Origin of the sequence: Scandinavium lactucae (assembly GCF_033843265.1) — a bacterium.
Taxonomy (GTDB): Bacteria; Pseudomonadota; Gammaproteobacteria; order Enterobacterales; family Enterobacteriaceae; genus Scandinavium; species Scandinavium lactucae.
Genome location: NZ_JAWXRD010000040.1, coordinates 571,017 through 588,299, shown reverse-complemented (window position 1 = coordinate 588,299; position 17,283 = coordinate 571,017). Strand labels below are relative to the sequence as shown.

Sequence of the window (17,283 nt, the reverse complement as noted above, 5' to 3'; positions counted from 1 at the left end):
GCAGGAATCCTTGCCAAAAAAAGTAAGCCTGCTTACTTTACGCATAAATACGTGAGTAAACAGGCTTTTGTAAAAAAAAGTCTTGTTTTTCGGGGGCTATAGTCAGTTCACGAGGATGTTAACCAACTCGCTGCCTGCACGGATGAAGACCGGAATGGTTTCCAGCGCTGCGTCGACAGTGATGCGCTCGCCCCCCTGATAACGCTCCCCGTTCAGAGCGATCCACTGGGTGCCCGCGGGTAGCCAGACTTCACGCTGGCGTTGCCCGGCGTGCATCACCGGGGCGACCAGTAAATCCTCGCCAAACAGATACTGATCTTCCGTCTCCCAGCTCTGCTGCTGTTGCGGATAATGCCAGAACAGCGGACGCATCAGCGGATCCCCATGCTGATGCGCGTTGTCATAAAGCGCATCAATGTATGGCCGCAGCTTTTCCCGCACGCTAAGCCAGTGCTGCATGATGTCGAAATTAGCCTCACCGTAGCTCCACAGCTCATTGGGCGAGCCGCTGTTACACTGCGGAATGCCGTCGCGATAGCGTTCAGGCGGTTGGATCTGCGGCTCACGATAGCCATGCATCCGTAGGACCGGACAGAATACCGCCCACTGGAACCAGCGGATCAACAGTTCATGGAAGGCGGGATCGTTGACGTTTCCGCCCTGGAAACCGCCAATGTCGGTGGTCCACCACGGAATACCGGCCAGACCCATGTTCAGTCCGGCGGCAATCTGATTGCGGAAAGCATGGAATGAGGAGTGTACGTCCCCGGACCAGGCCAGCACGCCGTAGCGCTGACTTCCCGCCCAGGAGCAGCGTACTAGGTTGACGATATCGCGCTCGCCGTTGGCCTGTAGGCCATCGTAAAACCCCTGAGCAAAGTCGCGTGGATAACGGTTGCCCACTTCCAGCACCGGCCCGGCGTGGTAGCGATAGTTATCAAAATCATAGGCCCGATACTCAGGCTCGGCTTCATCGAGCCAGAACAGCTTAATCCCCAAATCATAATAATTTTTCTTCACCGTCTCCCAGACAAACTGGCGCGCCTGCGGGTGTGTGGCGTCGAAGAAGGTGGTATTCCCCATAAAATCAAGATTCACCTGCACACCGCGCTCGCTGCTGACCAGCCAGCCTTTGGCCTTCATCTGCGGATATAAAGGGCTACGCGCTTCAACCGTGGGCCAGACTGACACCATCAGTTCAATCCCCATGGCGCTGAGTTCGTCGACCATCGCTTTAGGATCGGGCCAATCAATCGGGTCGAAACACCATGTACCCTGATTCGGCCAATGGAAGAAATCAATCACCATCACGGAAAGCGGCAGTTGGCGGCGACGGTATTCGCGAGCGACATCCAACACTTCCTGCTGGGTGCGATAGCGCAATTTACACTGCCATAAACCGCTGATAAAGGCGGGGGCGGGCGGCGGAGTCCCCGTCGCGTTGGCATACTGGCGAGTGATGTCGACGATGCTGTCGGCGGCGGTTATCCAGTAGTCCATCTCCCCGGTGACGCGTGCCCGCCACTCGGTTTGGTTTTTGGCAAAGCTCACTTCACCAATCGCCGGATTATTCCACAGCAGGCCGTAGCCAAGGCTCGACTGCATGAAAGGCACGCTGGCCTGGGAGTTACGCTGGGCCAGCTCAAGAGTACAGCCTTTCAGATCCAGCCACGGCTGTTGATACTGTCCCATGCCATAAAGCCGCTCCTCGGGGCGCGATTCAAAGCGCACGGTGAGCTGATACTTTCCGCCCGTCAGCGGCTTAAATTCGCGACCGTCGAGTTTTAAGGCACTGACATATTTATCCTGACTTTTTTCACTGGCCCCAATGCCCACGGTTGAGCGCTGTCGCCACATTTCTTCCAGCAGCAGTTCGCCGCGCTGATTATAAAAGGCCAGCTGTCCTTTCAGATTAAGCACCGCGGTAATATTGCCATTGCGCAGGGTCAGGCTTTCGGCGCTGGATGTTACCGCCGCAGCGCAAGATTCAGCGGGTAGCAGCGCATGAAGGCTTTCACTGAATTCGGGTGCGCAGGTCGCTCTGACGCGCAGGCTGTTTTTACCCCACGGCTCAATGCGCAGGATTTGGCGTTCGAAGCGCCACTCAATGCTACTGGAATGCGAAATGAGTTCACTCATGGCTTAACTGTCCTTTTACGAAATACTGTGTCTGGCGAGATTGATGGATTTCATGGTGCTGTCATCGAGTTTGTACCAGCGCAGGGTGGCGAATGCGCCCAGAGACAACAGTCCGGGAACGACGGTAAACAGGGCGATAATGCAGTACATCGCGGTAGAGGTTTGGGCGGCGGCATTCGGCACATAGCCGCTCAAGCCCAGGGTCCAGCCGACGATCGCCCCGCTGATCGCCATCCCCAATTTGAGCACTGCGAGGAAGGTCGAGAAGATAACGCCGTCCATGCGTTTGCCTTGCTTCCATTCGGCGTAGTCGGCGACATCTGCCATCATCACCCACATCAGGGTGGTCGTGGCCTGGTACAGGGTTGAAATCACAAACGTGAGCGGCACCAGGATGAACACCGATTTCGGCGCGAAGAACAGTGCAATGCTCATCACCCCGGCCAGCACGGCGCAATAGCCAAACATTTGCACTTTGCTGTAATTATGGGTGAGTCGTTTCGCCAGCGCGCTACCCGCGGCTTTACCCAGAATATGCGCCCCGAGCATCCACATAAAATAGCTGGCGCTGCCCAGATAATAGGTGACGAAATACATCATCGCCCCGAGACGAATAACCCCAAAACCAATGTTGGTTAATACCAGGACGGCCACCACGCGCCATTGATCGTTGCGCAATAAATCACGTAATTCAGCGAGGTAATTATTATGTGTAGCCGGAGCGTTAATCCGCTCACGGGTATTCGCGAAACAGACCCAGAACATAACCACTGCCACCGAGGCCATAATTCCCATTGCCCAGCGATAGCCGAGTAATTTATCTGCGCCGCCTAAATATTCCGCCAAAGGCATCATAAAGAATGTGGATAACGCCCCGCCGAGTGTCGCCAGGAAAAAGCGATACGATTGCAGAGAAATACGCGTGTCGTTATCCGGGGTAATAACGGCCCCCATTGAGCAGTAGGGAATATTAATCGCCGTATACATCAGCATCATGAAGGTGTAGCTCAGGGTGGCGAAAATCATTTTACCGTGCAAATCCAGCGATTCTGGCACCGCGTAGGTGAGCAGACAGCTGGCACCGAAAGGGAGAGCAAGCCACAGCATCCATGGCCGGAATTTTCCCCAACGCGATTTCGTTCTGTCGGCAAGATAGCCCATCGCCGGATCGATAATGGCGTCCGCGGTTCGCGCCAACAGAAACATGGTGCCGACGAAGGCAGCAGGTAGCCCAACCACATCGGTATAATAAAAAGTCAGAAAGATAATGACGTTATCCAGCCCTATATGGCTGGCCATATCGCCCAACCCATAACTGATTTTTTCTTTGCGGGTTACCTTGTCAGTCATTGTATTCACCTTGCCAGTGTAAGGTTTATTTGAGGATGTTCTGACATTGATGGTTAACCAGCAGGGCAAAGTTAACAATTACGAGATCTGGCATCAGACTTATGGAAAATCCTTTTCGTGATACCGGTAACAAATTACGCTTTTATTATTGCGCAGGAGAAAAAACAGGCTGTCATGCCAGTGTCATTAATAGGGTGTAAAAAGAGAAAATCAGAATGGGAGGGTAATGATGCACGATCAACTGTTCGTCGAAACGCTGACTATCCTGCTTTCATTTTTATCAGTGGGGGGGATTCTGGTGGCGTCCGTCCTGTTTCTGGAAAGACACCCCTAGCGCCTGGTATTATTCAGTGTCTTGCGCGCGTCGAAAATCAACCAGTTCTGGCTGGGCAATCCGCAGGTAATCCTGAGTATCCATCACAATCGATTTTTCCAGTAATCCCGCGTTAAAGGCGATTTCATCAAAACGCTCAAATAGCAGCGGATCGGCGACCAGCTTCAGGGCCGGGTGAAAGCTGAACGGTGGGATCGCGCCAAACACACAGGCGGTGAGGGCATCCACTTCTGCCGGGCTTGCCAGCGAGGCTTTCAGACCGCCGAGATGCAACGCCAGGCGGGATAAATCGGCCTGCTGATCGGCGGCCAGGATCGCCAGCACGTGCTGTTTGACGCCGTTTCCTTTCACCTTGCACACCAGCGCCTTAGCACCTTGTCCGAGCGCCGTACCGCGCACCTCAGACACCGCTTCGCACTTGCCGATGGCTTCATGCTCCATCACCCGAAAACGCGCCTGCTGAGTATTCAGCACGGCCAGCAAATGCTGGTGAACGTCGCGGGAGGCTATTTCAGACGACGTTAAATCAGACATAGTGACTCCATCAAAAGAACCGAACGGTCAGAATAATCGCTCAGATGCGATGGGGCAAGCGCGGGGCAGGGATCGGGGAGACAGAAGAAAATCAGCCAGATAAATGCTATCTGGCTGATGAGGTTAGCTGGTGGTGGTGCCTTGTTTGTGGAACAGTTCCCGGAAGACCGGATAAATATCTTCCTGATCGCGGATATGCTGCATGGCAAAATTCTCAAACATCGCCTGCAGATGTTCGTATTCACGCCACAGGGTTTGATGCGCCCGGCGGGTGATTTCGATATAGCTGTAGTAGCGCACCACCGGCAGAATTTTCTTCGCCAGAATTTCATGACACAGCGGTGAGTCATCGGCCCAGTTGTCACCATCCGACGCCTGCGCGGCATAAATATTCCACTGCGCGGGGTCGTAACGTTCTTTCACCACTTCATCCATCAGCTTCAGGGCGCTGGAGACAATGGTTCCGCCGGTTTCCTGTGAATAAAAGAACTCATGCTCGTCCACTTCTTTCGCCTGGGTGTGATGGCGGATATACACCACATCGACGTTTTTATAGGTCCGGCTGAGGAACAGATACAGCAGGATGTAAAAACGTTTCGCCATGTCCTTGGTCGCCTGATCCATCGAGCCTGAGACATCCATCAGACAGAACATGACTGCCTGGCTGGAGGGTTCCGGGCGTTTCTCGTAGTTCTTATAACGCAGGTCAAAAGTGTCGATAAACGGTACGCGTTCGATTTTCGCCCGCAGTTCGGCTATCTCCTTGCGCAGACGTTCCTCTTCCAGCAGTTGCACCGGCTCGCTTTTGGCGACGGTGTCGAGACTGGCTTCCAGTTCCCGTAATTCGCGACGTTTCCCGGCGGTCATCGCCGTGCGCCGCGCCAGTGAGTTCTGCAAAGAACGCACCACGCTAATGTTGGCCGGCACGCCGTTGGCGGTGTATCCGGCACGATGCGTTTTGTACTCCGTCAGTTGGCGGTGCTGATTTTTCTTCAGATTGGGCAGGGCCAAATCTTCAAACAGCAGATCCAGGTATTCATCTTTGGAAATCTGAAACACGAATTCGTCCTGGCCTTCGCCGTCCGGACTCGCCTGTCCCTGACCGCTCCCCCCGCCGCCGCCGCCACCCTGAGGGCGTTCGATACGGTCGTTTTGCACGAAGTGATCGTTACCAGGATGAACGCGATGGCGCAGGCCGCCGCGTCCCTGATGGAACATCGGTTCGCTGATATCGTCTGTCGGAATAGAAACCGACTCACCGCTGTCGATATCGGTCACCGATCGCTTGTTAATCGCTTCGGAGATCGACTGTTTTATCTGCGCCTTATAGCGGCGCAAAAAGCGCTGGCGGTTCACCGCACTTTTATTCTTACCGTTCAGGCGTCGGTCTATGAACCAGGTCATATTCCCTCCCGTACTGCATTTGCCAACCTTCTGCTGCGTAGGCCCGGCAGGCGATGCGCCGCCGGGCGACTTTCTACATTACGACGATTTACGTACGCGCAGATACCATTCGCACAGCAGGCGAACCTGTTTGCGGGTATAGCCTTTCTCCATCATACGATCGACAAAATCATCGTGTTTTTTCTGCTCGTCGGTTGACGTTTTGGCATTAAACGAAATCACCGGCAACAGCTCCTCGGTATTCGAGAACATTTTCTTCTCAATGACCGTGCGCAGTTTCTCGTAGCTGGTCCAGTTCGGGTTCCGTCCGCTGTAGTTTGCTCTGGCGCGCAGCACGAAGTTGACGATTTCGTTACGGAAGTCTTTCGGGTTGCTTATCCCGGCGGGCTTCTCAATTTTTTCCAGTTCCGCATTCAGCGATTCGCGGTCGAACAACTGACCGGTATCCGGGTCGCGGTATTCCTGGTCCTGGATCCAGAAGTCTGCGTAGGTGACATAACGGTCGAAAATGTTCTGTCCATATTCAGAATAGGATTCAAGATAGGCGGTCTGGATCTCTTTACCGATGAACTCGGCATATTTCGGGATCAGGTAGCCTTTGAGGAACTCGAGATAGCGTTCCGACTGCTCCTGCGGGAATTGCTCGCGTTCAATCTGCTGCTCCAGGACGTAGAACAGATGGACCGGGTTGGCCGCCACCTCTACGTGGTCAAAGTTGAACACCCGCGAGAGAATCTTGAATGCAAAGCGCGTCGACAGACCGTTCATCCCTTCATCCACGCCCGAATAGTCGCGATACTCCTGATAGGATTTCGCTTTCGGATCGGTGTCTTTCAGGCTTTCCCCGTCATACACGCGCATTTTCGAGTAGATGCTCGAGTTTTCTGGCTCTTTCAGACGCGACAGAATAGAGAATCGCGCCAGGGTTTCGAGCGTGCCCGGCGCACAGGGTGCATGGGTCAGTTCACTGTGGTTAAGCAGTTTTTCGTAAATTTTGATCTCTTCGGAGATCCGCAGGCAATAAGGCACTTTGACGATGTACACACGGTCAAGGAACGCCTCATTGTTCTTGTTATTACGGAAGGTCACCCACTCCGATTCATTGGAGTGCGCGAGAATAATCCCGTTGAACGGCAGGGCGGAGATCCCCTCAGTACCGTTGTAGTTACCTTCCTGGGTGGCGGTCAGCAGCGGATGCAGCACTTTAATCGGTGCTTTAAACATCTCGACGAATTCCATCAGACCCTGGTTCGCGCGGCACAGCGCCCCGGAGTAACCGTACGCATCTGGATCGTTCTGCGCGTGGTTTTCCAGTTTACGAATATCCACTTTACCGACCAGCGCCGAGATATCCTGGTTGTTCTCATCGCCCGGTTCTGTTTTCGCAATCGCAATCTGCGCCAGAATCGACGGCCACACTTTCACCACCCGGAACTTGGTGATATCACCGCCGAACTCATTCAACCGTTTTGCCGCCCATGGCGACATGATGGTGCCGAGGTAGCGGTTCGGGATGCCGTACTCTTTTTCCAGAAGCTGCGCATCTTCCTGCGGATTGAACAGGCACAGCGGGTGATCGTTGACCGGACTGCGCTCGCCGTTGGCGCTCAGCACATAAATCGGCACGCGTTGCATCAACGCTTTCAGACGTTCTGCCAGCGATGATTTACCGCCACCCACTGGGCCAAGTAAATAGAGGATCTGTTTCTTCTCTTCCAGTCCCTGGGCGGCATGTTTCAGGTACGACACTATCTGTTCGATAGCATCTTCCATGCCGTAAAACTCCTCAAACGCCGGGTAGCGTGCAACCACCCGATTCGAAAATAGACGGGACAGCCGTGGCTCATGGGCAGTATCCACCATTACTGGCTCACCAATGGCCATTAACAGACGCTCTGCCGCATTGGCATAGGCACTGCGATCTTGCTTACAGGTTGCAAGAAATTCCTGCAGTGTGAACTCTTCGTCCTTGGCAGCTTCATAACGCTGGCGATAGTGATCGAATATATTCATGGCATGCCGTCCTTTCGTTTTTTAGCACAGGATAAGAGCCGTTCGTATGAGTAATAGAGGCTCCCGGAAGAGGTAAACTGAACCGCGCTTGTCCAATCTCCAGCAACCCTTATGCCAGGTTGACGGGTCTGAAAACATAACGTGCCCCGCGATTACACCTTCTGAATTTAAGCGTAGATGGCATTTGGAAAACTTGCATGTTGGTAAAAGTCAATTTCAATGACATATCAATAACTCATCAAAAAATACCGCCACTTAAAGTGGAAGATATTTAATGCATTCACCGGACTGTCATCGGACTGCAAGCGGCGTGTCATCCGAAAGTGGCAATTTGAGCGATTAAATTTCGTAAGCAGAAGTAAAGAATTTGAGGTCAGCGGACCGGGCGGGTAAACTTCAGCCGCTTGTAATTTGAAAGGGATATGCAACGTGAAATTAATCAAACTATTAACAACGGGTCTGCTCTTCGCAACAGCATCGACCGTTGTGCAGGCTGCCGACAATAAATTGACGCTCGGCGCAGGCGTGGGGGTCGTTGGGCATCCGTACAAACAGTACAGCAGTGATGTGTACCCGTTCCCGGCCATTGATTTTGAAAGTGATAACTTCTGGTTCCATGGCATCGGCGCAGGGTACTACCTGTGGAACGATACTGCCGATAAGCTCTCCATCACCGCCTACTGGTCGCCGCTGTACTTTAAGCCAGGTGACAGCGACAACAATCAGCTGCGTAAGCTCGATCGTCGCCAGTCGACGATGATGGCCGGCCTGTCCTATATGCACTTCACCCAATACGGCTTCCTGCGCACCACGCTTGCCGGTGACACGCTTGATAAGAGCAACGGCATCGCTTGGGATATGGCGTGGCTGTACCGTTATAACGCCGGTAACCTGACCGTCACCCCGGGGATCGGTTTACAGTGGAACAGCGAGAACCAGAACGATTACTACTATGGTGTTTCCAAAAACGAGTCGAAGAAAAGTGGCCTGCGCAGCTACGATCCTAACGACGGCTGGAACCCGTATGTCGAGCTTTCTGTGAACTATAAGCTGAATGCAGACTGGAGCGTGTATGGGGTAGGGCGCTATACCCGCCTGTCGGACGAAGTGACCGACAGCCCGATGGTCGATAAAAACTGGACCGGGCTGTTGTCCACCGGTATAACCTACAGCTTCTGATAGCGCACTTTTTCAGTGCCTAAGATGCAATAAAACAGGGCGGAAACGCCCTGTTTTGCATTGTGTTGGTGCAGCGTGTTGGTGTCGGCAGCGATTAGCGTTTTGCGACGCGAATCGACTGAGACAGACGGGAAGGTTTTTCTTCCGACGCTTTCTGCGGTTGGGTCACACACGCGGTTTCGACGCAAACGAAGGTCTTATAACCGTCATCCGGCATGTCGCCCATGCTGACGGACAGTGCCGGGCCTGGATTCCAGCCCACCACGTTGCTGTGATGGCCGTGAATCACGTCGATGTTACGACCCAGTGCACCGTCGTGGATCACGCTGCAGGCTTCTGCATTCAGGTACACGCGGTCAGTACGGTCAGGGAAAGTCTGTACGCCATCGGACAACACACCTTCTTCCGCATTTTTGACTTTATCGATGTAACGATCGCCAACGTCACTCACTTTCACCGCGCTAATGTCGCCGACGTTGAAGTAGCTGTGCAGGGCGGAAGTGGTTTCAAAGTCGCCATGGGCTTCCAGCTCAATCTCGCAGGTTTTCCCCACTTTGAAACGGGCGTACAGCGTGAAGTCATGCGGCCACAGTTTCAGCGTTTCTTCATTGCTTTGCAGTTCAAACGTCAGCACCACGCCGTTGTCGTCTTCGTTATGTGCTTTTAGCGTCCACGGCAGATTACGCGCGAAGCCGTGAGCAGGTAGACCCTGCTGTGCCGCCGGGCCAAACCAAGGCCAGCAAATCGGCACGCCGCCGCGCAGCGCGACGCCGTTTTTGAACGGAGTGTTGTTGCTCAGCCACAGGACCTCGGCTTCTCCGGCCGGTTTCCAGGAGAGCAAATGTGCGCCCTGAAGAGCAAAAGAGGCTTTGGCCTGTGGGTGATCGACCACAACCAGTTCCAGGTCATCAAGCTGGCGGCGAGAAAGTACAGGGGTAAGTTGTTCAACTACCGGGAGAGCAAAAATTTTGTTAATCATGGTGCAATCCTAAAGGTTAGCCGTAAACGTAAAGCAATAAAAAAGGCGACCGAGGTCGCCTTTTTAGATCCGTTTTGAATCAGATTCTCATCTCAACTTATTTGGAGATGTGAGCAATCAGGTCCAGAACTTTGTTGGAGTAGCCAGTTTCGTTGTCGTACCAGGAAACCAGTTTCACGAAGTTGTCGTTCAGTGCGATACCAGCTTTAGCATCGAACACGGAAGTGCAAACTTCGCCGTTGAAGTCGGTAGAAACAACGTCGTCTTCGGTGTAACCCAGAACGCCTTTCATTGCGCCTTCAGAAGCCGCTTTGATTGCTTTCTTGATTTCTTCGTAAGACGCTGCTTTTTCCAGACGAACGGTCAGGTCAACAACGGATACGTTTGGAGTCGGAACGCGGAACGCCATACCAGTCAGTTTGCCATTCAGTTCTGGCAGTACTTTACCTACTGCTTTAGCAGCACCGGTAGAGGATGGGATGATGTTCTGTGCTGCGCCGCGGCCGCCGCGCCAGTCTTTGTGAGACGGGCCATCAACGGTTTTCTGAGTTGCGGTGGTCGCGTGAACAGTCGTCATCAGACCTTCGATGATGCCGAAGTTGTCGTTGATAACTTTTGCCAGCGGTGCCAGGCAGTTGGTGGTGCAAGATGCGTTAGAAACGATGTCCTGACCCTGGTATTTGTCAAAGTTAGCGCCTTTAACAAACATTGGGGTGTCATCTTTAGATGGGCCAGTCAGAACAACTTTCTTCGCGCCAGCGGTGATGTGCTTACGCGCGGTTTCGTCGGTCAGGAACAGACCAGTTGCTTCAGCAACAACGTCAACGCCTGCTTCGTTCCACTTCAGGTTAGCCGGGTCACGCTCAGCGGTAACACGGATTTTTTTACCGTTAACGATCAGATGACCGTCTTTCACTTCTACGGTGCCGTTAAAACGACCGTGAGTGGAGTCATACTTCAGCATGTATGCCATGTAGTCAGCGTCTAACAGATCGTTGATTGCAACGATCTCGATGTCAGAACGTTCCTGAGCAGCACGGAAAACAATGCGACCGATACGGCCAAAACCGTTGATACCTACTTTGATAGTCATATATTCCACCAGCTATTTGTTAGTGAATAAAAGGTTGCCTGTAAAATTACAAAAACCTTACGCAGCGTCAAGCGGAATCGTGTCAATCATTGCGACAAATCAATCCTATGCACAACCTTTGCGCGACTGACTGCCTCACTCATCCATTGGGCTCATTTCCATATGCGGCCTGCGGCGGGAATTTTAAAGGCCATAAGAGATAATAATGTGATGTGGGTCACAATTACCTGGCTGCCCTTTCGCAACGAATAAGTTTAGAACAAAAGTTCGCACTTCATTGTTAATGTTTTGTTAGAATCGTCGCAGAAGTGGTCCCTTTTACAGCGAGAAGTGAGCATATGGCCAATAAACCTTCCCCGGAAGAGCTGAAAGGCTCTTTGAGCGAAATGCAATTTTACGTGACCCAGAATCACGGTACTGAACCGCCGTTCACCGGCCGCCTGCTGCACAACAAGCGTGACGGCGTCTACCATTGTCTGGTGTGCGATGCGCCGCTGTTTACTGCCGAAAGCAAGTATGATTCAGGCTGCGGCTGGCCGAGCTTTTATGAGCCGGTGAACGACGCCGCGATCAAATACCTGAATGATTACTCTCACGGGATGCAGCGCACCGAAATTCGTTGCGGGAACTGTGACGCACATCTCGGCCATGTGTTCCCGGATGGTCCGCAGCCGACCGGAGAGCGTTATTGTGTGAACTCGGCGTCACTGAGCTTCACCGATGAGCAAAATGGTGACCAAACTAAAGGTTGAAGAAACGATTCAGCAAATTATTCCTGAGGAGCGGGCCTGAACGTGGAAATTGAGCAAATTATCGACGGTATGACAGAGGACGTTTATCAGCGTCTGGCCACCGCCGTAGAGCTGGGAAAATGGCCGGATGGCGTAGCGCTAACCCCAGAGCAAAAAGAGAACAGTCTGCAACTGGTGATGCTGTGGCAGGCGCGTTACAACACCGATGCGCAGCACATGACCATCGACACCCAAGGGCAGATGGTGATGAAAAGTAAACAGCAGCTGAAAGAGGATTTTGGCCTCGCGCCGAAGCCCATTGCGACGCTGAAAATGCAGTGAGTGGTTTGTTGCCCGGTAGCGCTTCGCTTCCCGGGACTACCGGGCTGGTTGTCGTCAGCCCGGTGGGTATCTCGTTAGTGTTTGATCCCCAGCGACGTTGCGAGCTGCTTCGCCAGCTGGTTATGCGAGTCTGCGCCATACTCCCAGAACATCGCCCCGCCCAGACCTTTCTCTTTGATGTACTGCGCCTTCAGGTCAACCGACCGTGGATTTTCATACGACAGCGCAAACAGCGGTTTGCCTTTCGCTGATTTCACCGACAGCCACGGCACCTTCGCCTCGTCGTCCCAGTGCTCGGTAAAGCGTTTCTGCGGATCGTTAATCAGTCTGGCGACGATGTCGTTGTACTTCACATAAGTATCTTTGGTCAGGTCGTAGCCCAGCGATTTGAACAACTCGACTTCCGGCGCGCCAAAGTAGGGTTGCGTCACCGGATTTTTCGCCGCATCGGGTTTCGCCCAGTCGATACCCGGCTCAACGCTGCGTTTTGGCACGCGGCCGTAGAAGCCAATCCCCAGATTCATCTGCTCAGGTTTCAGTCCTGCAGCGAGATAGTTGTTGACCACAAAATCCACGCTGTATTTGTCAGCGGCAGCTACCGTCGGCCAGTGGCGGGAGTCATACAGGTTGGAGTTGAAGTACTGCGTGCCGTAGGCCATATCGTAGGTCATCAGGTTGATGTAGTTCAGATACGGCGCGATGGCCTTCACGTCGACCCAGCTTTTCGGACTTTCCGCATTCGCGCCCAGCGCGACGGTAACTAATTTCTCTTTCGGCAGGGCTTCCCGCAGCTCTTTCAGCAACGCGGTGAAGTTGTCTTTATCCTGCGGCTGCTTATCGACCAGCCCCCAGGCACCGTTGACCGGATATTCCCAGTCGAGGTCGATGCCATCCAGAGCGTAGGTATTGACGATGTCATTCACGGAGTGGATAAATACCGCGCGGCTCTCCCGGCTGTCAGCTGCCCCGGAGAATCCTCGTGCTCCCCAACCACCGACCGACAGCAGCACTTTCAGCTGTGGGTTTTGTTTACGCAGTTCAGGGATTTTTTGCAGGTCGGCAATCACCTTCGGCGAGAGCCAAATCTGATGCAGTTTAGTGGCATCTTTTAACGCCTCGTTGGTTTCACCTGCTTCATCGTTGTAAATCAGGCCGAACGAGTAGTTCAGGTGGGTAATCTGGCGCACATCCAGCGTGTCGATATCCCCGCCAGGGCCCGCGGTCACATCGCCACCACCGTTGAAATAGCCGACGGACATCATATCCGCAGCAAAAACGTAGGGGGCGCAGAGCAGGGGTAAGGCTGCCAGAACAGGCATAAGTTTCATACAGTTTCCTCTTTGACTGATAAAAAAGTACGCACGCCACACAACGGCGTGGCGAAAAAACAGCCAGAAAAGAGTAGCATTGCCGCTTCGCTAAAACTGCGAGAAAGCTTCAAATTATTGTATTTGAGAGGAATTGCCCGGCGGGATGCCGGGCAGGGCGTCAGGCCTGGGTTTCTTGCCAGTCTGCGAAGGTGTAGAGCGTCGCGCCTTCGGCGGCCATTTCCATAAACGCCTGAACGCTGTCCTGTGGCGTGAGATTGACCCCACGACAGCCGTCGGTAATCACGTTCACTTCGTAACCCAGCGCTAACGCATCGAGCACCGTAAACTTCACGCAGTAATCGGTGGCTAACCCGAGCACGATAAGCTCGGTGACCTTCTCACCTTTCAGCCACGCGTCGAGTCCGGTTTTCTGCCGATGCCCGTTATCGAAAAAGGCGCTGTAGCTGTCGATGTTGACGGCTTCCCCTTTCGGAAACACCACGTCGATAAACTGCGTGTTCAGCATCGGGTGCAGCGCAGCCCCTTCGCTATTCTGCACGCAGTGATCGGGCCAAAAGGTCTGCGGCAGGCCATCGAGCGTACCTTGCGTATACGGCTCAAGGTCATGCTGGCTGGCAAAGCTGCCGTGATTGGCCGGATGCCAGTCCTGGCTGGCCACAATCGCGTCCCCGCGTACCAGACACCAGTGGATCATCGCATTTGCCACATCCACCGTGCTGTCGCCTTCCGGCACCGCCAGGGCACCCCCGGCACAAAAATCGTTCTGCAAATCGACCAGTAACAACGCGCGTCGGTTCATGATGGTTCCTTACTCGTCAGGCGTCAGTTCACCACGCAGGTTCTGCTGCATCGCGGTGCGCACCGCATCGACATCCAGACCCTGCGTTAACAGATAGTGTAGCTTGGTCAGCGTCGCTTCCACGGTCATATCAAACCCGCTCACCACGCCTGCATGGGCGAGGGCGTTACCAGTGGCATAGCCGCCCATATTCACTTTGCCGGACATGCACTGCGTCAGGTTGACCACCACGATGCCGCGGTGGCTGGCTTCTGCCAGTTCCTTGAGGAAATCACCGTTTTGCGGGGCGTTACCCACGCCGTAAGAGCGCAGGATCAGCGCTTTGACTGGCTGGCGTAAGAAGTTACGCACCACATCGGCAGAAATGCCAGGGTAAATGGTGACCACCCCAATTGGCTGCGGGGTAATGCGGTGGACGATAAGCTCGCCCATGCCGTGCGGCGCAGGGGGCGTACCTAGCCGACGAATGTGGATCCCGGCTTCCAGCAGGGGTTGCAGGTTCGGCGAGGCGAAGGCGTCAAAACCGTCGGCATGGGCTTTAGTGGTGCGATTCCCGCGATACAGGCGATTGTTGAAGAACAGCGTTACTTCGTTAATCGGGTAGTTTGCCGCCACGTACAACGAATTCAGCAGATTGATTTGTCCGTCGGAACGTAACTCCGCCAGCGGGATTTGTGACCCTGTCACAATGACCGGTTTGCCGAGATTTTCCAGCATGAAAGACAGTGCTGAGGCGGTGAACGCCATGGTATCCGTGCCGTGCAGGATAACGAAGCCGTCATACTCATCATAATGTGCCTGGATATCTTCGGCGATATGCTGCCAGTCTTCCGGCGTCATATCAGAAGAATCCATCAGTGGGGCATATTCGTGGATGGTGAAATCCGGCATTTCCGGGCGATGGAATTCAGGCATCAGCGCCAGCTGGCGTTGCAGATGGCCGGACACCGGAATGTAACCCTGTTCAGAGCGCTGCATCCCAATGGTCCCGCCGGTGTAGGCGACGTAGATTGATTTCTTTTGCATGATAAGTAACGGATTCAGAATGAAAAAATCCCCTCCAGTGGAGGGGATGTGTATTAGCGTATGTTAGCGCAGGTCAGGCAGAACGCATAACGGTTCTGCGGGTCATTGAAGGCCGCGAGCTTATCGCCTTCGGCTTTCACCGCTGTTGCCGCGGTAACCAGCGGGGCAGGCAGATAGGCCTGCAACGCTTCCGGCAGCGCAGCCCGAACCGAACCGGTCAGGCTGTCGACCACCGAGTTGAACAGCGTCGGCTCTTCCTGGTAATAATCGATGTGCCACTGCTTGAGCTTCGCCAGTTCGGCGGCTTTGGCGACGGCATCATCAAAATCACCGAGGCTATCGACCAGGCCGTTGGCTTTCGCGTCCTGACCGGTCCACACGTGGCCCTGAGCAATTTTATCTACCTGTTCCGGCGTGCTGTGACGTGACTGCGCCACCAGGGTGATAAAGCGCTTATAGCCGTTCTCAATGCTCAGTTGCATCATCTCCTTGACTTCCTGCGGCAGGGCTTTGGTCATCGAAATATCTGCCAGCGGAGAGGTCGCGACGCCATCGGTATGCACCCCGATAGAGCCCAGGCTGTCCTGCACGGTATTGATAACCCCAAAGATGCCAATCGAGCCGGTGAGGGTGCTGGCGTTCGCCACGATGTAATCCGCCGGGGTGGAAATCCAGTACCCGCCGGAGGCCGCCATGCCGCCCATCGACACCACTACCGGTTTCCCGGCCGCACGCGCCGCCGCCAGTTCAGAGCGGATCACCTCAGAGGCGCTGACGCTGCCGCCCGGACTGTTGACGCGCAGCACGATAGCTTTCACTTTCGGATCAAGACGCGCATCGCGGATCTGTGACGCGGTGGTGTCGCCGCCGACGTTGCCCGGCGTTTCCGGCCCATCAATGATTGCCCCGTCGGCGAAGATAACCGCCACGCTGGCCCCTTTATCAGAAGGCGTTTTCAGTGAGTAGTCGTAGTAGCTCACGGCACGATAATCGTTATCCGCTTTGCTCCAGCCAAACTGCTTGGTCAGTACTTTTTCAATTTCGGTGCTGGAGGCCAGCACGTCGACCAGTTTGTTATCCAGGGCATACTTCGCAGTATCGCCATCGACTTTACGCAAACCGTCGAGCACTCCTTGCGCACCCGGGAAAATCTGTTCCGGGGTTGTCTGGCGGTTGGCAGCCACGGTGTTCAGATAGTTCTGCCACAGTTCGCCAATCCAGCGGCTGTCCGCTTCACGTGCGGCAGGAGACATATCGTCCCGGATGAACGGTTCCACAGCAGACTTATAGGTGCCGACGCGGAACACGTGGGTCGTCACTTTCAGCTTATCGAGCAGGGATTTGTAGTACAGTCCGTTGGTGGCAAAGCCATGCAGATCCACTTCGCCCTGCGGCGAGAGGTAAATCTTGTTGGCGAAGCTGGCCAGATAGTACTGACCCTGGGTGTAACCGTCGCCAATGGCGTAAACCGGCTTGCCGCTGTCGCGGAATTCGCGCAGCGCTTTCCCGATGTACTGCATCGACGGTTGATCCGCCCCGGCAAAGTTTTTCAAATCAAGAACGATCCCGGTGATATTCCGGTCGTCTTTCGCCTGGCGAAGGGTTTGCACCACATCGAACAGCGAGTTTTCCTGCAAACGGTCAGAGCTTGCGCCTAACAGTTGGCGGCCAATGGCACCCACTTTACTGCTGGTCGAGGGCTTATCAACCACCACCCCGGTCAGGTCCATCAGCAATGCGCCGCGGCCCGAGCTTTCCGTGCTGCTGCTACTCAGCTGCATCCAGATGCCCACGCACACCAGCACCAACAGAATAAAGAACACGTTCAACACCAGCTCACGGATGAAGTTCAGTAAGCGCCACGTCCATTTAAAGAATCCGGCAATGAATCGCCAAAGGGTTCGCATGTTTTCTCCCTGCCTGAATGAATAGAGGTCCGCCCGCAAAGGCGCGACGTGTGGCTATCCTAAAGACACCGTCGCCGGTTGTCAGCAGGAATCGCCTCCGCCGCTGTAACAAAATCTGCTCT

15 protein-coding genes are annotated in these 17,283 nt (G+C 54.1%); 4 read left to right on the top strand and 11 right to left on the bottom strand.

Going from position 1 to position 17,283, the window contains the following annotated elements; translation table 11 throughout:
- Window positions 1–102 precede the first annotated feature (102 nt).
- Together SIK69_RS20420 and SIK69_RS20415 are read right to left on the bottom strand one after the other, a co-directional pair.
- The gene (locus SIK69_RS20420; RefSeq protein WP_319630033.1) at window positions 103–2,139 is read right to left on the bottom strand and encodes a glycoside hydrolase family 31 protein; all 2,037 of its coding nucleotides are present in this window, start codon (window positions 2,137–2,139) and stop codon (window positions 103–105) included.
- Window positions 2,140–2,154: 15 nt separating this feature from the next.
- Complete coding sequence (locus tag SIK69_RS20415; protein ID WP_319630034.1) at window positions 2,155–3,489, bottom strand: glycoside-pentoside-hexuronide (GPH):cation symporter; 1,335 nt, start codon at window positions 3,487–3,489, stop codon at window positions 2,155–2,157.
- Window positions 3,490–3,715: 226 nt separating this feature from the next.
- On the opposite strand from SIK69_RS20415, the gene yoaI reads away from it, so the two are divergent.
- The gene (yoaI, locus tag SIK69_RS20410) at window positions 3,716–3,823 is read left to right on the top strand and encodes a small membrane protein YoaI (protein WP_319633083.1); all 108 of its coding nucleotides are present in this window, start codon (window positions 3,716–3,718) and stop codon (window positions 3,821–3,823) included.
- A 9-nt stretch (window positions 3,824–3,832) separates the two neighbouring features.
- Here yoaI and SIK69_RS20405 read toward each other — a convergent pair whose 3' ends face one another.
- From SIK69_RS20405 to yeaG, 3 genes are all read right to left on the bottom strand, one after another.
- On the bottom strand, window positions 3,833–4,357 hold the full coding sequence (locus SIK69_RS20405) for a YbaK/prolyl-tRNA synthetase associated domain-containing protein (protein ID WP_319630035.1): 525 nt from the start codon (window positions 4,355–4,357) through the stop codon (window positions 3,833–3,835).
- 123 nt (window positions 4,358–4,480) lie between these two features.
- Window positions 4,481–5,761 (bottom strand): YeaH/YhbH family protein, encoded by a 1,281-nt coding sequence (locus tag SIK69_RS20400; protein WP_319630036.1) that lies wholly within the window; start codon window positions 5,759–5,761, stop codon window positions 4,481–4,483.
- Window positions 5,762–5,839: 78 nt separating this feature from the next.
- Window positions 5,840–7,774, bottom strand: a complete 1,935-nt coding sequence (yeaG, locus tag SIK69_RS20395) for a protein kinase YeaG (protein WP_319630037.1) — start codon at window positions 7,772–7,774, stop codon at window positions 5,840–5,842.
- Between the two features lie 429 nt (window positions 7,775–8,203).
- Between yeaG and SIK69_RS20390 the strand changes: the two genes are divergently transcribed.
- A complete protein-coding gene (locus tag SIK69_RS20390) occupies window positions 8,204–8,953 on the top strand; it encodes a MipA/OmpV family protein (RefSeq protein WP_319786933.1) in 750 nt (249 codons plus the stop codon).
- 94 nt (window positions 8,954–9,047) lie between these two features.
- Here the strand turns inward: SIK69_RS20390 and SIK69_RS20385 are convergent, their stop codons facing one another.
- Together SIK69_RS20385 and gapA are read right to left on the bottom strand one after the other, a co-directional pair.
- Window positions 9,048–9,932 carry a D-hexose-6-phosphate mutarotase gene (locus SIK69_RS20385; RefSeq protein WP_319786932.1) on the bottom strand — a complete coding sequence of 295 codons (885 nt, stop codon included), beginning with the start codon at window positions 9,930–9,932 and terminating at the stop codon, window positions 9,048–9,050.
- Window positions 9,933–10,029: 97 nt separating this feature from the next.
- Window positions 10,030–11,025 carry a glyceraldehyde-3-phosphate dehydrogenase gene (gene gapA, locus SIK69_RS20380; RefSeq protein ID WP_319630040.1) on the bottom strand — a complete coding sequence of 332 codons (996 nt, stop codon included), beginning with the start codon at window positions 11,023–11,025 and terminating at the stop codon, window positions 10,030–10,032.
- Window positions 11,026–11,363: 338 nt separating this feature from the next.
- Here gapA and msrB point away from each other — a divergent pair, with 338 nt between their 5' ends.
- The gene (gene msrB / locus SIK69_RS20375; protein WP_319630041.1) at window positions 11,364–11,777 is read left to right on the top strand and encodes a peptide-methionine (R)-S-oxide reductase MsrB; all 414 of its coding nucleotides are present in this window, start codon (window positions 11,364–11,366) and stop codon (window positions 11,775–11,777) included.
- A gap of 42 nt (window positions 11,778–11,819) precedes the next feature.
- On the top strand, window positions 11,820–12,098 hold the full coding sequence (locus tag SIK69_RS20370) for a YeaC family protein (protein ID WP_319630042.1): 279 nt from the start codon (window positions 11,820–11,822) through the stop codon (window positions 12,096–12,098).
- A 74-nt stretch (window positions 12,099–12,172) separates the two neighbouring features.
- Here the strand turns inward: SIK69_RS20370 and chiD are convergent, their stop codons facing one another.
- The 4 genes from chiD to sppA all read right to left on the bottom strand — a co-directional run bounded on the left by chiD (window position 12,173) and on the right by sppA (window position 17,161).
- Window positions 12,173–13,426: a chitinase ChiD gene (chiD, locus tag SIK69_RS20365; RefSeq protein WP_319786931.1), complete on the bottom strand. Its 1,254-nt coding sequence runs from the start codon at window positions 13,424–13,426 to the stop codon at window positions 12,173–12,175.
- A 160-nt stretch (window positions 13,427–13,586) separates the two neighbouring features.
- Window positions 13,587–14,228, bottom strand: a complete 642-nt coding sequence (gene pncA / locus SIK69_RS20360) for a bifunctional nicotinamidase/pyrazinamidase (RefSeq protein ID WP_319630046.1) — start codon at window positions 14,226–14,228, stop codon at window positions 13,587–13,589.
- Window positions 14,229–14,237: 9 nt separating this feature from the next.
- Window positions 14,238–15,254: an asparaginase gene (gene ansA / locus SIK69_RS20355; RefSeq protein ID WP_319630047.1), complete on the bottom strand. Its 1,017-nt coding sequence runs from the start codon at window positions 15,252–15,254 to the stop codon at window positions 14,238–14,240.
- Between the two features lie 53 nt (window positions 15,255–15,307).
- A complete protein-coding gene (gene sppA, locus SIK69_RS20350; RefSeq protein ID WP_319786930.1) occupies window positions 15,308–17,161 on the bottom strand; it encodes a signal peptide peptidase SppA in 1,854 nt (617 codons plus the stop codon).
- Window positions 17,162–17,283 lie beyond the last annotated feature (122 nt).

What these genes read in the sequence shown, in the direction of transcription:
- yeaG (WP_319630037.1), bottom strand. Translation starts at nt 7,774, where the DNA reads ATGAATATATTCGATCACTATCGCCAGCGTTATGAAGCTGCCAAGGAC.
- ansA (WP_319630047.1), bottom strand. Translation starts at nt 15,254, where the DNA reads ATGCAAAAGAAATCAATCTACGTCGCCTACACCGGCGGGACCATTGGG.
- gapA (WP_319630040.1), bottom strand. Translation starts at nt 11,025, where the DNA reads ATGACTATCAAAGTAGGTATCAACGGTTTTGGCCGTATCGGTCGCATT.
- yoaI (WP_319633083.1), top strand. Translation starts at nt 3,716, where the DNA reads ATGATGCACGATCAACTGTTCGTCGAAACGCTGACTATCCTGCTTTCA.
- SIK69_RS20420 (WP_319630033.1), bottom strand. Translation starts at nt 2,139, where the DNA reads ATGAGTGAACTCATTTCGCATTCCAGTAGCATTGAGTGGCGCTTCGAA.
- msrB (WP_319630041.1), top strand. Translation starts at nt 11,364, where the DNA reads ATGGCCAATAAACCTTCCCCGGAAGAGCTGAAAGGCTCTTTGAGCGAA.
- pncA (WP_319630046.1), bottom strand. Translation starts at nt 14,228, where the DNA reads ATGAACCGACGCGCGTTGTTACTGGTCGATTTGCAGAACGATTTTTGT.
- SIK69_RS20385 (WP_319786932.1), bottom strand. Translation starts at nt 9,932, where the DNA reads ATGATTAACAAAATTTTTGCTCTCCCGGTAGTTGAACAACTTACCCCT.
- SIK69_RS20405 (WP_319630035.1), bottom strand. Translation starts at nt 4,357, where the DNA reads ATGTCTGATTTAACGTCGTCTGAAATAGCCTCCCGCGACGTTCACCAG.
- chiD (WP_319786931.1), bottom strand. Translation starts at nt 13,426, where the DNA reads ATGAAACTTATGCCTGTTCTGGCAGCCTTACCCCTGCTCTGCGCCCCC.
- sppA (WP_319786930.1), bottom strand. Translation starts at nt 17,161, where the DNA reads ATGCGAACCCTTTGGCGATTCATTGCCGGATTCTTTAAATGGACGTGG.
- SIK69_RS20400 (WP_319630036.1), bottom strand. Translation starts at nt 5,761, where the DNA reads ATGACCTGGTTCATAGACCGACGCCTGAACGGTAAGAATAAAAGTGCG.
- SIK69_RS20415 (WP_319630034.1), bottom strand. Translation starts at nt 3,489, where the DNA reads ATGACTGACAAGGTAACCCGCAAAGAAAAAATCAGTTATGGGTTGGGC.